The organism is Microbacterium arborescens, from assembly GCF_049707515.1.
GTDB classification, from domain to species: Bacteria; Actinomycetota; Actinomycetes; order Actinomycetales; family Microbacteriaceae; genus Microbacterium; species Microbacterium arborescens_B.
Map to the genome: position 1 here is coordinate 217,532 of NZ_JBNAFI010000005.1, position 15,792 is coordinate 233,323.

A 15,792-nucleotide genomic window follows, 5' to 3' on the forward strand; every position below is an offset into this window, starting at 1 on the left:
TGCGTGTGGCCCAGCGGGGGCCGGTGAGCGAGCATCCGGATGTCGGCGTTGTGGGCCGGACCATCGGAACTCGGGCATCCGCGGCCGCGTTCAGAAGCGGCGGGGGATCAGGCGGGGTTCACCTGTCAGCGGCACATTCGGCAACACATGACAGCACGCTGCGACATCATCATGATGCCGGCAGTTCCGTTCGCCTCCCGGGCGGACAGAGTGCGTGCGAAGTCAGTCATGGGCTCGATTATGACGATCCGTGTCCCGATGTGTCAAACACGCCGGTCTCCCGCGACGTTCGATGACGCAATGTGACAGAACGCCCCGGCGTCGGTACCGTGCACGATCGTGGGCACCCGCATCCGCATCGTCGGCACGTCTGGTTCGGGGAAGAGCGTGCTCGCCGACCGTGTCTCCGCGCGCACGGGCCTCGCGCGGATCGAGCTCGACGCTGTCTTCTGGGACGCCGACTGGCAGATGCGCGACCTCGATGAGGCGCGCGCACGCGTGCATGAGTTCGTGCGGCGGCATCCCGAGGGCTGGGTCGCGGACGGTAACTGGACCTCGCGTCTGGGCGACGCGCTCGACCCCGGTTCGCCGGACGGCGCCGACACGGTGGTGTGGCTCGATCTGCCGCGCCGCCGCGTGATGCGCCAGGTGATCGGGCGCACGCTGCGCCGCGTAGTGCGGCGCGAGCAGCTGTGGCACGGCAACCGCGAGCGCGCGAGCAATCTCCTCCGCTGGAACCCCGAGAAGAACATCGTGCGCTGGGCGTGGACCAACCATCCCGTCACTCGTGAGCGCATGCTCGCCCGCATCGCGGCCGGAGATTCGATCGTGCGGCTGCGTGATCGCTCCGAGATCGACGCCTGGCTGGCCTCGCTGCCGGCGGCCGGGCGTAGCGTTGCGCCATGAGCGATCTGACCTTCACCCATGAGAAGGATGCTTCCCGCTACGCGCTGCACCGTGGCGACGACCTCGTCAGCGTGCTCGACTACCGCGACGACGGACGGACCGTGGCACTGACCCGTGCGTATACGATCCCGACGTTCCGTGGGCACGGCTACGCGGGGGAGGTGGTGGAGCGGGCCGTCTCCGAAATCGAGGCGCTCGGGGACCGCACGATCAGCCCGGTCTGCTGGTACGTCGCCGACTGGTTCGACGCGCACCCCGACCGCGCCGGCATCCTCCAGTCGCAGCGCTGATCCGCGCACCGGCCGGAGCCGGTAGGTCGAGTGCGGTGCGGCTGTCAAGACGGTGATCACGACCGGAGGCGGGCGCCAGACTGGAGCCATCGATCGAAGGAGACAGTCATGAACCGCGATCTACCCGAGGGCGTCATCGATCCCGACGGCGCCGAAGCCACCTCGCTCGCAGCGAACGAGGCGAAGGACGACGCCGTCCGCGACGCCGACACGCCCGCCGACGCCCGGCAGATGCCCGACGGCGACAGCCCGGACGGGTTCGTCGAGAGCGCTGAGATCCAGCAGGGGCTCGATCCCGACCTCGTCACCGACGAGCAGGCCGACGAGGAGGAGCAGCGATGAGCGGTCAGGCCGACGAGATCGACTCGAGCGTCTCGGACTCCGCGACGCAGGATGCGCCCGAGACGGGCCGCGGCGGAACGCGGGCGACGTCGCCGGGCACCGAGGGTGACGTCACGCCCCCGAAGGAGGACACGCCGGTCTCGCCTCCCGGAGTGCAGGACGGCCCCGCACTGTCGATGCACGACACGAACGACCAGGAGCGTCTCGACGGACTCATCGCGCAGCTGCGCGCCGATCTTCCGGACGAGAACCGGGCGACCGTGGACAAGTACGTCCGGCAACGCGTCTCCGAGGTCGGCCTCGACGTCGACGACGACGAGATCTCGCGGATCGTCGGCGACCTCGCCACCGACTGACGGCTTTCCGAATGCCCCGGGATTCTTTTCCCGGGGCATTCCGTCATGCACCCTTCGGGCTGTCGTCTCGGCGCGCCTACGGCGACCGGGCCGCAAGCGCAAGGGTGGATCGGTCACCTCCGGGCGGGCATACCCTGTCCCTCGATGAGCGACACGGCAACCATCCCGCTGTCGGTGCACCAGCGGTGGCGGGCCTTCTGGGTCTGCGTCGCCGTGGCGGCACTGACCATCCTCGACCTGACGAAGGTCAACGTCGCGCTGCCCTCGATCGAGCAGGCCTTCGGAGCCGGTTCGACCGAGCTGCAGCTCATCGTCTCGGGCTACGTGCTCACCTTCGGATTGACGCTCGTTCCGGCCGGACGCATCGGCGACCAGCGATCGCGGCGCGCACTGTTCGTCATCGGGCTGTCGCTGTTCACCGTGACGAGCATCGTCTGCGCCCTGGCGCCCGACACCGAGACCCTGCTGGCCGCGCGGCTCGTGCAGGGTGTCGCAGCCGGCATCCAGATGCCGCAGGTGATCGGGCTCGCACAGGAGATGTTCCAGGGGGCCGAGCGTGGCAGGGCTTTCGGGCTATTCGGGGCGACGATCGGCATCTCCACGGCATTCGGTCCGACGCTCGGCGGCCTGATGATCGCGCTGGGCGGCGCGGAAGACGGCTGGCGCTACATCTTCTGGATGAACGTTCCGCTGACCCTCGCCGTCCTCGCCGGGGTGTTGTGGCTGCTTCCGAAGACACGGGAATCGCGACCGGCCCGTCTGCAGCTGGATCCCGTGGGTCTGCTGCTGTTCGGGCTCGTGGTCGTCGCTCTCATGGCGCCGTTCCTGATGACGACGGGCTCGCCCGACGACGACCCGCAGCGCTGGTGGCTGCTCGTCGCCTTCGCGGTGTTCGCCGCGGCATTCGTGTGGTGGGAGCGCCGGTATGCGGCATCCGGCAAGCATCCGCTCGTACCCCTCGAGCTCTTCGCCGTCTCGTCCTACCGAAACGGCACGCTCATCCAGGCCGTCTACTTCATGGCGCTGCCGGCGATGTTCCTGCTCACGACGCTCTTCCTGCAGCTCGGAGTCGGGCTCGCGCCGGTGTTCGCGGGGATGGTCTCGATCGGGTTCGCCGTCGCCAGTGCGGGTGCGTCGTACGTCGGCGGTCGGGTGGTGACCCGCGTCGGGCGCCCCCTCGTCGTGTGGGGCCTGGTGATCATGCTCTCGGCGGTCGTCGCGCTCGCCCTCGTCGCCTACTTCGTGCCGCCGGGGATCGTCGAGTTCGCCATGGCCGCCGTACTCACCGTCGGCGGGTTCGGGGGAGGCCTCGTCATCTCTCCCAACCAGACGCTGACGCTCGCGGACATCCCGGTGCGACAGGGCGGTCTCGCGGGCTCGGTCGGTCAGCTCGTGCAGCGGATCGGCACCGCGGTCGGCACCGCCGTCGCGCTGTCGCTCTTCTACTCGACGGTCTACCGCGAGGACGACGGTGCGACTCCGGCGATCGACGTGTATCACGACGCCTATGGCCTCGGCATGATCTCCGTCGGGCTCTTCCTGGCCGTCGCCCTGCTGCTGGGCGTGACCGACCTGTCGTCACGGCGCCGACGGGCCCGCCGGGCCTGAGTGTCGCCGCTTCCCCGCGGGGCGCACGGGCGATGTCGGAGCCTGCTCTTACCCTGGTCGGCATGCGGATCCTCCACACCTCCGACTGGCACATCGGGCGGACCTTCCACGGTCACTCAACGCTCGAGGCGCTGCGGGGCGTGCTCGAGACCCTCACCGACCAGGTGCGCGAACACGAGGTCGACGTCGTCGTCGTCGCCGGCGACGTGTTCGACTCCGCGGCGCCCGCGGCGGGGTGCTACGCCCTTCTCTCCGACACGCTGCGCGGCATCGCCGACACTGGAGCCTGCGTCATCGTCACGAGCGGCAACCACGACTCGGCCGCCCGGTTGGGGTTCCAGGCGGGGCTGCTGCGCGAGGGCATCCACGTCCTGACCGACCCGGCCTCCGTGGGCACGCCGGTCACCGTCACGGATGCCGATGGGCCCGTGCACTTCTACGGCATCCCGTACCTCGAGCCCGCGCTGCTGCGGCACCTCTGGCCCGAGGCGCGCTCGCAGGCGGCCGTGATCGACCGCGCCATGGGACTCGTCCGAGACGATCTGGCGAGCCGGGGCGGTCGCTCCGTCGCCATCGCGCACTGCTTCGCGGCCGGCGTCGAGCCGACGCCGCACCTCGAGCGCGACATCCAGCAGGGCGGTCTCGACGTCGTGCCGCTCGCCGCGTTCGCGGGCGTCGACTACACGGCGCTCGGACACATCCACGGACGGCAGCAGCTCGCTCCCTCGGTCCGGTACGCCGGCGCCCCCCTCCACTACAGCTTCGGCGAAGGCGACAAGCCCCGCGGATCGTGGCTGGTCGAGCTCGACGCCCACGGCTTCTCCGATGCGCGGTGGCTCGAACTCCCGGTTCCGCGCCGGGTCGTCACGCTGCGCGGAGCCCTCGCCGATGTGCTCGCCGATCCCGCGTACGACGAGCACGCCGATTCGTGGGTGTGCGTCGAGTACACCGACACCCTTCCCGAGCGTGACCCCATGCGGCGGCTGCAGGAGCGTTTCCGCTTCTGCGCGAAGGTCGTGCACGCACCCGCCGACGCGTCGCAGCGGGAGGGGCGGACGTACGTCGATCGCGTCCGCGCCGCGCGCAGCGACGCGGAGCTGGTCGAAGCCTTCCTCGTGCACGTGCGAGAGGGTGCCGGGGCCGACGCGGGCGAGCGCGAACTCCTCGCCGACGTCCTCGACGAACGGATGCGCGTCGAGGCGATGGCGTGAAGCTCCACCGCCTCGAACTGACCGGCTTCGGTCCGTTCCGCGAGAAGCAGACCGTCGACTTCGACGCGTTCGATCGCGACGGTGTGTTCCTCATCTCGGGGCGGACGGGCGCCGGCAAGTCGAGCATCCTCGACGGGGTGAGCTTCGCGCTGTACGGCTCGGTGCCGCGCTACGACAACGGCGAGCGACGGCTGCGCAGCGATCACAGCTTTCTCGGCGACCCCACCCAGGTGCGGCTGGAGTTCACGGTCGGCGGACAGCGGTGGCGCGTCTCGCGCGCGCCGGAGTACGAACGGCCGGCCAAGCGCGGCGACAAGCTGACGACCGAGATCGCGCGTGCCGAGCTCGAGCAGTTCGTCGACGGCGATTGGGTCGGTCGAGCCGCGAAGCCGCGCGAGGTGGCGCTGCTGCTCGATGACGTGCTCGGGCTGAACGCGCAGCAGTTCCAGCAGGTCATCCTGCTGGCGCAGAACAAGTTCTCGCGATTCCTGTTGGCACGCAACGACGAACGGCAGCAGCTGCTGCGCACCCTGTTCGGCACGAAGCGCTTCGAGCAGTACAAGGACGATCTCGAGGAGCGGCGCCGTAGCGCGCAGCGCGAGCTCGACGCGGCGGGCGAGCAGGTGCGGACACTGCTCGACCTCGCCGAGGCAGCCGCGCGGCAGCAGGCCGACAGCACGATCGGCGACGAAGCTCCACCGGCTTCGCTCGATCTCGCCGCCCGCCGCGACGTCGTGGAGCGCGCCCGGCGGCGCGCGGAGTACCGGGTCGAGCAGACCGACGAGCTCCGCCAGCAGGCCGAGTCCCGGCAAGCGGCCCTCGTGGCGGCGCACGCCGAGCTCGTGGAGCGGGCTCGTGTGCTCGATGAGCTCGCGGCCGCTCGCCGGCGCCTGGCCGACCTCGACGCCCTCGGCGACGAGGTGGCGGCGGATGAGCAGCGCCTCGAACGGGGCCGCGCGGCGGAAGCGCTGCGGGCGACGCTCGAGCAGGCCGACCGCGCAGCCGATGCGGCCGCTGCCGCCCGAGCCGCCGCCGTGCGGGCCGAGTCGCGCTGGAGCGAAGCCGGCGGGAAGGACGATGACGACATCGTCGCCATCGTCGAGACCCTCACGGGCGACATCGCGCGCTGGTCGGACGCTCTCGAGCGCGAGCGCGATCTCACGCGCGCGATCAGCGACCGGGACGCGAGCGCCGCTGAGCTGACGCTCCTCACCGAGCAGGCGGCGCTTCTCGACGAACAGCATGCGATGCTGCCCGAGGAACGCGAGCGCCTCGGTCGCGAGCTCGCGGCGGCGACGGTGGAGTCCGCACGCACCGAGGAGCAGCGCTCGCGGGTCGGCGAACTCGCCGTCCAGACGGACGCTGCTCGCGAGGCGCATCGCCTCGCGAGCGAGCTCACGGAGGCCGAGCAGCGCTACCTGCGGACGAGTGCGGCGGCGGATGCGGCGGCTGCCGCTGTGACCGAGCTGCTTCGACGGCGATTGGCGGATCGGGCGGGGGAGCTCGCCGCCGACCTCGTCGACGGCGAGCCGTGCCCGGTCTGCGGATCGGTCGATCACCCGCATCCGGCGCCCCCGGTCGAGCACGGGCTCACCGATGATGACCTGGCTGCCGCGGAATCGACCCGAGACGCAGCCGCCGTCGATGCGCGGGAGGCGGGCGAGCTCGCGGCGCAGCTTCGACGCGAGCACGCGACGGTCGCGGCCAGCGCCGCGGGCCGAGGCGTCGACGAGCTCACGACGCTTCTCACCGCGGCACGCGAGGAACTCGCCGCGGCCGAGCGGGCGGGGGAGCGCGTCGCCGCGCTGAGCGAGCAACGCGACGTCCTCGACCGTCTCGACGCCGAGGCGACCGAGGAGCGCGCTCGGCTCGTCGCCGCAGTGGCGGAGGCGCGCGAGCGTTCCGCTGTCGCGGCGGCGACCCTCGCGCGCATCGAGAAAGAGGTCGCGGATGCGCGTGGCCCCTTCGCCAGCGTCGGCGAACGCATCGACGCCGCGGCCACGCGTCGCGATCTCGCACGCGCGACGCTCGAGAGCCGTGCGGCACTCGTGCACAGCGAGGCTGCGGCGTCCGCCGCCGCAGCCGATCGTGCGCAGCGCATCGAGGTGTCCGTCTTCGCCGATGCAGACGAGGTCCGCGAGGCGCTGCTCTCCGATGCGGCGCGAAGCGCGCTCGCCCGGCGTGTGGCCGAGTACGCCGCCGACGTCGCGGCCACGCGCGCGCGGCTGCTCGAGCTCGAGCTCGCCGCCGCGGGGGTCGCCGACGATCGGCCCGATCTCGCGGCATCCGCGGCGACTGTCGCCGAGGGCGACGCCGCGCGCAGCAGCGCGATCGCCGCCCACCGCGATGCGCTGAACGCGGTCGAACGGCTGCGCGAGCTCCTCGTCAGGATCGATGAGGCCTTCTCGACGATCTCGGCCCTCGCCGAGCGGACGGCGACCGTGACCCGTCTCGCTGACACCGTCGCGGGTCGGGCCCCCAACACGCGGAAGATGGACCTGGAGACCTTCGTCCTCGCGGCCGAGCTCGAGGAGATCGTCGCCGCGGCCAATCTGCGTCTGCGCGACATGTCCTCGGGCCGATACACCCTGCACCACAGCGACGCACTCCAGGCGCGGGGTGCGGCGTCGGGATTGGGGCTCGAGGTGCTCGATGCCCACACCGGACGACTGCGCTCGCCGCAGTCCCTGTCGGGAGGCGAGACGTTCCTGGCCTCGCTCGCGCTCGCCCTCGGGCTCGCCGAGGTCGTCACGGGCCGTGCCGGCGGCATCCGCCTCGACACCCTCTTCGTCGACGAGGGATTCGGCTCGCTCGACCCCGAGACACTGGAACTGGCGATGCGCACCCTCGACGAGCTGCGCGCGGGAGGTCGCACCGTGGGCGTGATCAGCCACGTCGAGGCGATGAAGGAGCAGCTCGCCGCGCAGATCACCGTGGAGGCGACGCGGGAGGGGCCGAGCATCATCCGACAGGAGTCCCTCAGCGAGCGCGACTAGGGTGAACCCGTGAGGACTTTCTGGACCGTCGTCGGCGTGATCGCCGCGATTCTCATCGCCTGGGTGGTCGTCGACGTCGTGCTGCGACTCGCCGTCTTCGCCGTCAAGCTCGGGCTGATCGCGGTCGTCGCCCTCGTGGTGTTCCTGGTGCTGCGTCGGCTGTTCGCCCGCAGCGGCGATCACACGCCGTAGTCGGCGCGGACCCGCTCGTACAGCGCCGCGCTGCACGCGGAAACGGCGTCGTCCCAGCCCGTGGTCGCCCCGTCCTGCGCGTCGTCCGACACCGCCTTGAGCACGCGGATGGGGACGCCGAACCGCTGCGCGACCCAGATGTAGACGTAGGTCTCCATGTCGACGAGCTGAGCTCCGAGCGACTGGATGAGCGCCACCGCCTCTGCGTCGTCGACGAAGACGTCGCCCGTGGCGATGCGGACCCCCGCTGCCCCGGTCTCCACGCGCTCGGGCATCGAGACGTGGCGTCCGCGGACACCGGCGAGGTCGAAGACGTCGTGCTGAACGGCGTCGGCGATCTCGTAGATGCCGGGACCCAGGGCGCCGGCGACCGCGCCGGCCGTGCCGACGACGACGACCTCGTCGTAGACCGCGCGATCGAGGGCGCGAGTCAGCTCATGCGCGGCGAGCAGTTTGCCCGGCCCGGTGAGGAGGATGTCGAACCCCGGGATGTCGGGGGGGAAGCCGGTGAGCTCGTCGCGATGGGCGACGACGAGGAGACGCCGCACGATCAGGCGCCGCCCCGAGCGATGATGCCGAGGATGCCGGAGATCAGCAGGTAGGCGCCGATGCCGCCCACCACGACCCAGATCGCGATACGGGCAGAGGAGGGCCGCTTGTCGTCGCCGTTGTCGAGGCTCATCCGGCCAGCCTAAGCGAGGTGGCACCGGGCTCGCGATTATGCCCGGCTGTGCCCCTCGCGCGAAACGCGGCGCTCGCTAGACTCGAAATGAGGTCAGACCATCGACAGGCGGGAGCGACGGCATGCAGACGGTACTTCTCGACACGCCCGCGGGCATCACGGCGCGACTCGGCTGGGACCCGGCCATCACGGTGCACGATCGCCGCCGGAGGATCGCGCGCGAACTGATCGCTCAGGCACTCGGCTGCGAGGAGAAGGACGTGCGCATCGAGCGCGAGGCGCCTCGTGGCTTCGGGTATCACACCCGCCTCATCGCATCCCGCGACGGCGTCGAGGTGCCGCTGGCGATCACGACCGCCAGTTTCCGCGCGGCCACCGTCGTGGCGGTCAGCGATCCGGGCCTGCCCCTGGGGATCGACATCCGTGACGCTCACCCCGAGCCCGCAGACCTCACCCGCATGCGCAAGCACTCCCGGCTGTTCTCCTCGACCGACGTGCGCGACCTCGTGGACCATTGGGTGCATGTGCAGGCCGTTCTCGAAGCCGACGGTCGCGGGGTGCGCGTCGCGCCTGAACATGTCCGCCTCGACGCGGGCCGTCACCGCGGGTGGATCCCCGATCGCAAGATGAAGTACACCCTCGTCGACGTCTCGCGTGACGGTTGGCTCATCACGCTCGCCTACGGCACGCTTCCGGTGGGCTGACCGGGCCCGCCCGGGTCAGTCGACGAGGTCGGGCAGCGCGCGGCGCAGCTCCGCCAGCCAGGCCTCGGGGTTGCCGTCGGAGGGGGCCCTCCAGTCGCCGCGCGGCGACAGCGAGCCCGCCGCGGCGACCTTAGGACCGTTGGGGATCGCGCTGCGCTTGAACTGCGCGAAGCCGAAGAACCGCTTGATGAAGACCTGGAGCCAGTGCGCGATCTCGGCGAGATCGTAGGCGTAACGGCTGTCGCGGGGGAAGCCGACCGGCCAGTCGCCGGCATCCGCGTCCGACCACGCGTGCTGCGCGAGGAAGGCGATCTTGGACGGGCGGAAGCCGTAGCGCAGAACGTGGTGGAGCGCGAAGTCGTGCAGGGCGTAGGGGCCGATCGTCGACTCGGTCGACTGCACCTTGCCGTCTTCGCCCGCGGGGACCAGCTCGGGGCTGATCTCGGTGTCGAGCACCGACTGCAGCACCGCCACGGCTTCGTCGGACAGGTCGGTGCCGGTGCCTTCGCGGTGCGCGATGACCCAGCGGATGAGGTGCTGCATGAGCGTCTTGGGCACCCCGACGTTCACGGCGTAGTGGCTCATGTGGTCGCCGACGCCGTACGTGGCCCAGCCGAGGGCGAGCTCGGAGAGGTCGGATGTGCCGATGACGATGCCGTTCAGGCGGTTGGCGAGGCGGAAGAGGAAGTCGGTGCGCACACCGGCCTGCACGTTCTCGAACGTGACGTCGTACACCGGCTCACCCGAGGCGTAGGGGTGCCCGATGCCGCGCAAGATCTCATTCGCCGCCGGTCGGATGTCGATCGTCTCGATCGTCGCGCCGATCGCCTCGGCCAGGGCGACCGCGTTGGACTTCGTGTGGTCGCTCGTGGCGAAGCCGGGCATCGTGTAGGCCAGGATGTCGCTGCGGGGGCGGCCCATGCGGTCCATGGCGCGCGCGACCACCAGCAGCGCATGGGTCGAATCCAGGCCTCCGGAGACGCCGATGACGGGGCGCGGCCCGCCGATCGCCCGCATCCGCTGCTCGAGGCCCGACACCTGGATGTTGAACGCCTCGTAGCAGTCCTGGTCGAGACGGGCAGGGTCGTCGGGGACGAAGGGGAAGCGGTCGAGCGTGCGCCGCAGGCCGATGTCCTCGGTGGGCGGCTGGAGGAAGGTCTCCACCGTGAGGAAGTCGGTGGCCGTCGTGCGCCGGTTGTCGTCGAAGGTGCCCTGGCGGTAGCGGTCCTGGCGCACGCGGTCGAGGTCGACGTCGGCGATGCTGCGGCGCGGGCCGTCGGGGAAGCGCTCGGTCTCGGCGAGGAGCGAACCGCCCTCGTAGATCATGGTCTGACCGTCCCACGAGACGTCGTTGGTCGACTCGCCGAGCCCGGCAGCTGCGTACGCGTAGACGGCCAGGCACCGCAGCGACTGGGACTGCACGAGCGTGCGGCGGTCGTCGGCCCGCCCGATCGTGATGGGCGAGCCCGAGAGGTTCACGAGCACCGTCGCGCCCGCCAGCGCTGCACGCGACGAGGGCGGCACCGGAACCCACATGTCCTCGCACACCTCGGCGTGCAGGACGAGCCCGGGGACGTCGCGGACGTCGAAGAGCAGGTTCGTGCCGAACACCGTCTCGTGCGCCCCGATGCGGATGCCCTCGCCGTCCCATTCCTCGCCCGCGGCGTACCAGCGGCGCTCGTAGAACTCGCGGTACGTGGGCAGATGAGCCTTGGGGGCGACACCGAGGATCTCGCCGCGGTGGATGACGACGGCGCAGTTGTAGAGGCGGCTGCGGTGCCGGAGCGGGGCCCCGACCACCAGCACCGGCATGAGGTCGACGGATGCCTCGACGATGCGCTCGATGGCCGCGTCGACGGCATCCAGCACCGCGTCCTGCAGGACGAGGTCCTCGATCGCGTAGCCGGTGAGGCACAGCTCCGGGAAGACGGCGACGGCGACCGAGTCGGCGTCGCACGCGCGCGCCTCGGCGAGGACGGCTTCGGCGTTGGTGGCGGGATCGGCGATGGCGACCGGAATGGTGCAGGCGGCGATCCGCGCGAAGCCGTGGGCGTACGCGCTGGCGAAGGGGAGCGACTCGTTCACCCTCCTGAGTCTGGCACCGGCGCCGGCGGTGTCGCACCACGCGGTTAGGGTCATTGAACGAAAGGGGATCATGCGATACATCGAGGACGAAGGCCGGATCGTCTGGAGCGCGAGCGACCTGAAGGCGGCCGCCGAGTGCGAGTTCGCCTGGCTGCGTGCGATCGACGCGAAGCTCGGACGCGTGGCCGCTGTCGACGAGCCCGACGACCCGACCCTCGAGCGCGCCGGACGTCTGGGCGACCGCCACGAGGAGCGTCAGCTCGCGGCCTACCGTGCCGAGTTCGGTGACGGTGTCACGGAGATCCCCGAGACGCGATCATCGGATGCCGCGGGCCTGGCGAAGGCGGTTGCACGGACGCTCGAGGCCCTGACGTCGGATGCGCACGTGATCTACCAGGCGGCGTTCTCCGACACCGACTTCGTCGGCTTCGCCGATTTCCTGCTGCGCGGCGACGACGGCCGGTGGATCGTGCAGGACACCAAGCTCGCGCGGCACGCGCGCGTCACCGCCCTCATGCAGCTCGAGGCCTACGCGGTACAGCTCGATCGTGCCGGCGCGCCGGTGGCCGATCACGTCGAGCTGCTGCTCGGTGACGGCACGGTATCGCGGCACGCCCGTGCCGACATCGCACCGGTCTTCGTGCTGCGTCGGCAGCGACTGCGAACCCTCATCGCCGACCGCCAGGTCGAGGCGGGAGCCGCGGGCGAGCCCATCGCCTGGGGAGACGACCGCGGAGACCTCCGGGTCGCGGCATGCGGCCGATGTGCGACATGCGACCTGGAGGTCGTGACCGCGCGCGATCTGCTTCTCGTCGCGGGCATGCGCCCGATCCAGCGCGAGCGGCTGCGCGCTGCCGGTGTCATGACGATCGACGACCTGGCCGCCGCGCGCGAGGCACCCGGGCGGATGGCGTGGGACACGTTCGCGGGCCTGCGCACGCAGGCGCGTCTTCAGCTCGGCAGTCCCGCTGGCGGCGTACCGCGCACCGCTGGTGATGGCGATGCTCACGGCGACGGCGATGGCGGTGCCCACGGTGACGGCGACGAGCGTGGCGAGGGTGCTGGCGACGTCGCCGAGCAGGCTGCCCCCGTGCCGACGTACGAGGTGGTCTTCCCGAAGGCTCTCGGAGCGCTGCCCCGGCCCGATCTGGGTGACCTCTTCTTCGACTTCGAGGGCGATCCGCTCTACACCGAGGGTGCGTCTCGCCAGTGGGGCATCGACTACCTGTTCGGGTGGGTCGACCTCCGTGAGCAGTACTCGTCGCTGTGGGCACACACGTTCGCCGAGGAGAAGGAGGCGTTCCAGACGTTCCTGCGGGTCGTCGCGGCGCAACGCGCGGCGCATCCGGCGATGCACATCTACCACTACGCGCCGTACGAGCCCACGCACCTGCTCGCCATGGCCGCCCGCTACGGCGTCGGCGAGGCGGAGGTCGACCGTCTGCTGCGCGACGGCGTCTTCGTCGATCTGTATCCGATCGTCCGCCGGGCACTGCGCGTCGGTTCCCGGTCGTACTCCATCAAGAAGCTCGAGCCGCTGTACATGGGCGCCGAGGTCCGCACGAGCGACGTGCAGAAGGGCGATGACTCGATCGTCCGGTATGTCGAGGCGCGGGCTCTCGCCGAGGCCGGGGATGCCGAGGGTGCCGACGCGATCCTCGAGGATCTGGCCGATTACAACCGGTACGACTGCGTCTCGACCCGGCGGCTGCGCGACTGGCTCGTCGACCGCGCGCGCGAGGCTCAGCTGCGCCCGTCGGCCGACGTCGAGCCCGAAGAGCGCGCGTACGAGCCGTCTCCGCGCGCCCTCACCCTGTCCCGACTCGCGGATGCGGCTGCCGGTGACGACCCGGCAGGATCCGAATCGCCGGCGGCGGTGGCGCTCCGACTCGGCGCGGCTGCGATCGACTACTACCCTCGCGAGGCGAAGTCGTTCTGGGCGGCGCATTTCCTCCGCCTGCGCGAGCCCCTCTCGATGTGGGAGGACACCCGCGACGTCGTCGCCGTCACCGCCGAACGCAGTCGCGTCCTGGAGGACTGGCACCGGCCCGAGGGGGCGCGCACCGATCGGCGGCTCATCGAGCTGCGGGGCGATGTCGCGCCGGGCACGCGGCTGAGTGTGGACTCGTCGCCGTTCGCGATCTACGAGGCGCCGGCGCCGTTCCCCACCGACCCCCGGCCCCGCTTCATCCATGCCGACCGGCGCGTGCGCGTGGTCGAGGTGCTCGACGACGGCGCGATCGTCGAGGAACTCGCCGCCGGCGCGTACATGTGGTCCGAACTGCCCATCGCCCTCACGCCGGCGGCGCCGCCGCAAGCGGGGAGCCAGCAGGCCGCGATCGACGCATGGGCCGACGCCGTCATCGAAGCGGCGCCGGCTCTTCGGGCCGATCCCGCCACCGACCTGCTGCTGCGCCGACCGCCGCGCACACTCTCCGGTGCGCTGGCCGGCGACGGGCACGACGTGATCGCCGACATCTCGCGCGCGATCCTCGACCTCGACCGCAGCTACCTGGCCGTGCAGGGTCCTCCCGGAACCGGAAAGACCTACGTCGGCTCCCACGTCGTCGCGCGGCTGGTCGCCGAGCGGGGGTACCGGGTCGGGGTCGTCGCGCAGTCGCACGCCGTCGTGGAGAACATGCTCGATCGGATCGCCGACGCGGGCGTGCCCCGCGAGCAGATCGCCAAGGCGGTGAAGGGCGATCCGACCGGTGATGAGGCCTTCACCGTCATCGCGAAGAACGGCGTGGCCGACTTCACCGCGCAGCGCCCGAACGGGTACGTCATCGGCGGCACCGCGTGGGACCTCACGCACGCCGGCCGCATCCCGCGCGGCAGTCTCGATCTGCTCGTGATCGACGAGGCCGGGCAGTTCTCGCTCGCGTCGACCATCGCGGTCTCGGTGGCGGCCTCGCGGCTGCTGCTGCTCGGAGATCCGCAGCAGCTGCCTCAGGTCAGCCAGGGCACGCATCCCGAGCCCGTCGACACATCGGCCCTCGGCTGGATCATGGACGGCGCTCACGTCATCCCCGACGACCGCGGGTTCTTCCTCGCCGAGACCCGGCGGATGCGGCCCGAGGTCGCCGAGCCGGTCTCCGTGCTGGCGTACGACGGCAGGCTCGCCGCGCACGCATCGACCGCGCAACGGGTCCTCTCCGGGATCGCGCCGGGGGTGCAGCCGATCCCCGTGCCGCACCGGCGCAACGCCACAGCCTCGCCCGAGGAGGCCAAGGTCGTGGTCCGACTCGTTGAAGACCTCATCGGCCGCGGGTGGCAGCCCGACCCCGAGCGCGAGGCGCGGGCGCTCACCCAGCGCGACATCATCGTGGTCACGCCGTACAACGCCCAGCAGGTCCTCGTCGAAGAAGCGCTCACCGCAGCGGGCTTCAGCGAGGTGCCGGTGGGGACGGTCGACCGGTTCCAGGGGCAGGAGGCCGCGGTGGCGATCGTGTCGCTCGCGGCGTCCTCGGGTCGAGACGCTCCGCGCGGTCTGGAGTTCCTGCTGCTGCAGAACCGGCTCAACGTCGCGGTGTCACGCGCGCAGCACACCGCCTACGTCGTCTACGGCACCGGCATCCTCGACGATCTGCCCCGCACGCCCGAGGGCGTCGCGCGGATGAGTGCCTTCGCCCGGCTCGTCGGCGCCGTCTGACCCGCGCGCCCCGCACTATGGGGCGCAGTTGTCAGCGACGGGCGCGGTTCGAACTGCGCTTCATCCGCGCACGTGCGCTCTGAACGCGGGTCGCGGTCGCGGGTCAGTCGACGGTGCCGTAGAGGCGGTCGCCCGCGTCGCCGAGACCGGGAACGATGTAGCCGCGCTCATCGAGACGCTCATCGAGCGCACCCAGGACGAGCGTCACGTCGCGGTCGCCGACCTGCTTCTCGATCGCGGCCAGGCCCTCGGGTGCGCCGAGGATGCAGATCGCGGTGACATCCTGCGCACCGCGCTGGAAGATGAAGTCGATCGCGGCGCCGAGCGATCCGCCGGTGGCCAGCATCGGGTCCAGGACGAAGCACTGCCGGTCGCTGAGGTCGTCGGGCAGACGCTCGGCGTAGGTCGTGGGCTCGAACGTCACCTCGTTCCGCGCCATCCCGAGGAAGCCCACCTCGGCGGTCGGCAGCAGCTTGGTCATGCCCTCGAGCATGCCCAGGCCGGCGCGGAGGATCGGCACGACGAGCGGGCGGGGCTTCGCGATCGACAGACCCGTCGTGCGGGTCACCGGAGTCTCGATCTCGACCTGCACGGTGCGGACGTTGCGCGTGGCCTCGTACGCGAGCAGGGTGACCAGTTCCTCCGTCAGCTGGCGGAACACCGGCGAGGTGGTGTTCTTGTCGCGCAGGACCGAGAGCTTGTGGGTGATCAGGGGGTGATCGGCGACGTGAACACGCATGTGATGATCCTACGCGGACGGCCCGTGCC

14 protein-coding genes are annotated in these 15,792 nt (G+C 71.1%); 10 read left to right on the forward strand and 4 right to left on the reverse strand.

Translation table 11 applies throughout. From position 1 onward, the window contains the following. Window positions 1-339 precede the first annotated feature (339 nt). The 8 genes from ACPYN5_RS11670 (at window position 340) to ACPYN5_RS11705 (ending at window position 7,901) form a co-directional block, all read left to right on the forward strand. Window positions 340-906 (forward strand): P-loop NTPase family protein, encoded by a 567-nt coding sequence (locus ACPYN5_RS11670; protein WP_424449159.1) that lies wholly within the window; start codon window positions 340-342, stop codon window positions 904-906. After that, a complete protein-coding gene (locus ACPYN5_RS11675; protein WP_424449160.1) occupies window positions 903-1,196 on the forward strand; it encodes a GNAT family N-acetyltransferase in 294 nt (97 codons plus the stop codon). The genes ACPYN5_RS11670 and ACPYN5_RS11675 overlap by 4 nt, the downstream gene beginning before the upstream one ends. Before the next feature lie 108 nt (window positions 1,197-1,304). Beyond that, window positions 1,305-1,538: a hypothetical protein gene (locus ACPYN5_RS11680; protein ID WP_424449161.1), complete on the forward strand. Its 234-nt coding sequence runs from the start codon at window positions 1,305-1,307 to the stop codon at window positions 1,536-1,538. Then, window positions 1,535-1,894: a hypothetical protein gene (locus tag ACPYN5_RS11685; protein WP_424449162.1), complete on the forward strand. Its 360-nt coding sequence runs from the start codon at window positions 1,535-1,537 to the stop codon at window positions 1,892-1,894. Before ACPYN5_RS11680 ends, ACPYN5_RS11685 begins: the two co-directional genes overlap by 4 nt. Before the next feature lie 144 nt (window positions 1,895-2,038). Beyond that, a complete protein-coding gene (locus ACPYN5_RS11690) occupies window positions 2,039-3,502 on the forward strand; it encodes an MFS transporter (protein ID WP_424449163.1) in 1,464 nt (487 codons plus the stop codon). A gap of 62 nt (window positions 3,503-3,564) precedes the next feature. Next, window positions 3,565-4,713 carry an exonuclease SbcCD subunit D gene (locus tag ACPYN5_RS11695; RefSeq protein WP_424449164.1) on the forward strand — a complete coding sequence of 383 codons (1,149 nt, stop codon included), beginning with the start codon at window positions 3,565-3,567 and terminating at the stop codon, window positions 4,711-4,713. Beyond that, window positions 4,710-7,709 (forward strand): AAA family ATPase, encoded by a 3,000-nt coding sequence (locus ACPYN5_RS11700; RefSeq protein ID WP_424449165.1) that lies wholly within the window; start codon window positions 4,710-4,712, stop codon window positions 7,707-7,709. Before ACPYN5_RS11695 ends, ACPYN5_RS11700 begins: the two co-directional genes overlap by 4 nt. A 9-nt stretch (window positions 7,710-7,718) precedes the next feature. Further along, window positions 7,719-7,901, forward strand: coding sequence for a hypothetical protein (locus ACPYN5_RS11705; protein ID WP_424449166.1), 183 nt, complete (start codon window positions 7,719-7,721; stop codon window positions 7,899-7,901). On the opposite strand, the gene ACPYN5_RS11710 is transcribed toward ACPYN5_RS11705, so the two are convergent. Then, complete coding sequence (locus ACPYN5_RS11710) at window positions 7,889-8,449, reverse strand: phosphorylase family protein (protein WP_424449167.1); 561 nt, start codon at window positions 8,447-8,449, stop codon at window positions 7,889-7,891. The two genes, ACPYN5_RS11705 and ACPYN5_RS11710, sit on opposite strands and share 13 nt — an antisense overlap. A gap of 2 nt (window positions 8,450-8,451) precedes the next feature. Continuing rightward, window positions 8,452-8,583 (reverse strand): hypothetical protein, encoded by a 132-nt coding sequence (locus ACPYN5_RS11715; RefSeq protein ID WP_258524632.1) that lies wholly within the window; start codon window positions 8,581-8,583, stop codon window positions 8,452-8,454. 122 nt (window positions 8,584-8,705) lie between these two features. On the opposite strand from ACPYN5_RS11715, the gene ACPYN5_RS11720 reads away from it, so the two are divergent. Further along, a complete protein-coding gene (locus tag ACPYN5_RS11720; protein WP_424449168.1) occupies window positions 8,706-9,287 on the forward strand; it encodes a hypothetical protein in 582 nt (193 codons plus the stop codon). A 15-nt stretch (window positions 9,288-9,302) separates the two neighbouring features. On the opposite strand, the gene ACPYN5_RS11725 is transcribed toward ACPYN5_RS11720, so the two are convergent. After that, window positions 9,303-11,372: an NAD(+) synthase gene (locus tag ACPYN5_RS11725; RefSeq protein WP_424449169.1), complete on the reverse strand. Its 2,070-nt coding sequence runs from the start codon at window positions 11,370-11,372 to the stop codon at window positions 9,303-9,305. Window positions 11,373-11,442: 70 nt separating this feature from the next. Between ACPYN5_RS11725 and ACPYN5_RS11730 the strand changes: the two genes are divergently transcribed. Then, a complete protein-coding gene (locus ACPYN5_RS11730; RefSeq protein WP_424449170.1) occupies window positions 11,443-15,024 on the forward strand; it encodes a TM0106 family RecB-like putative nuclease in 3,582 nt (1,193 codons plus the stop codon). 103 nt (window positions 15,025-15,127) lie between these two features. Here the strand turns inward: ACPYN5_RS11730 and upp are convergent, their stop codons facing one another. After that, the gene (gene upp / locus ACPYN5_RS11735; RefSeq protein WP_424449171.1) at window positions 15,128-15,763 is read right to left on the reverse strand and encodes a uracil phosphoribosyltransferase; all 636 of its coding nucleotides are present in this window, start codon (window positions 15,761-15,763) and stop codon (window positions 15,128-15,130) included. Window positions 15,764-15,792 lie beyond the last annotated feature (29 nt).

Bases quoted from the DNA above. Each gene is read 5' to 3' on its own strand.
- ACPYN5_RS11730 (WP_424449170.1), top strand. From the start codon at position 11,443: ATGCGATACATCGAGGACGAAGGCCGGATCGTCTGGAGCGCGAGCGAC.
- ACPYN5_RS11680 (WP_424449161.1), top strand. From the start codon at position 1,305: ATGAACCGCGATCTACCCGAGGGCGTCATCGATCCCGACGGCGCCGAA.
- ACPYN5_RS11690 (WP_424449163.1), top strand. From the start codon at position 2,039: ATGAGCGACACGGCAACCATCCCGCTGTCGGTGCACCAGCGGTGGCGG.
- ACPYN5_RS11715 (WP_258524632.1), bottom strand. From the start codon at position 8,583: ATGAGCCTCGACAACGGCGACGACAAGCGGCCCTCCTCTGCCCGTATC.
- ACPYN5_RS11695 (WP_424449164.1), top strand. From the start codon at position 3,565: ATGCGGATCCTCCACACCTCCGACTGGCACATCGGGCGGACCTTCCAC.
- ACPYN5_RS11675 (WP_424449160.1), top strand. From the start codon at position 903: ATGAGCGATCTGACCTTCACCCATGAGAAGGATGCTTCCCGCTACGCG.
- ACPYN5_RS11685 (WP_424449162.1), top strand. From the start codon at position 1,535: ATGAGCGGTCAGGCCGACGAGATCGACTCGAGCGTCTCGGACTCCGCG.
- ACPYN5_RS11720 (WP_424449168.1), top strand. From the start codon at position 8,706: ATGCAGACGGTACTTCTCGACACGCCCGCGGGCATCACGGCGCGACTC.
- upp (WP_424449171.1), bottom strand. From the start codon at position 15,763: ATGCGTGTTCACGTCGCCGATCACCCCCTGATCACCCACAAGCTCTCG.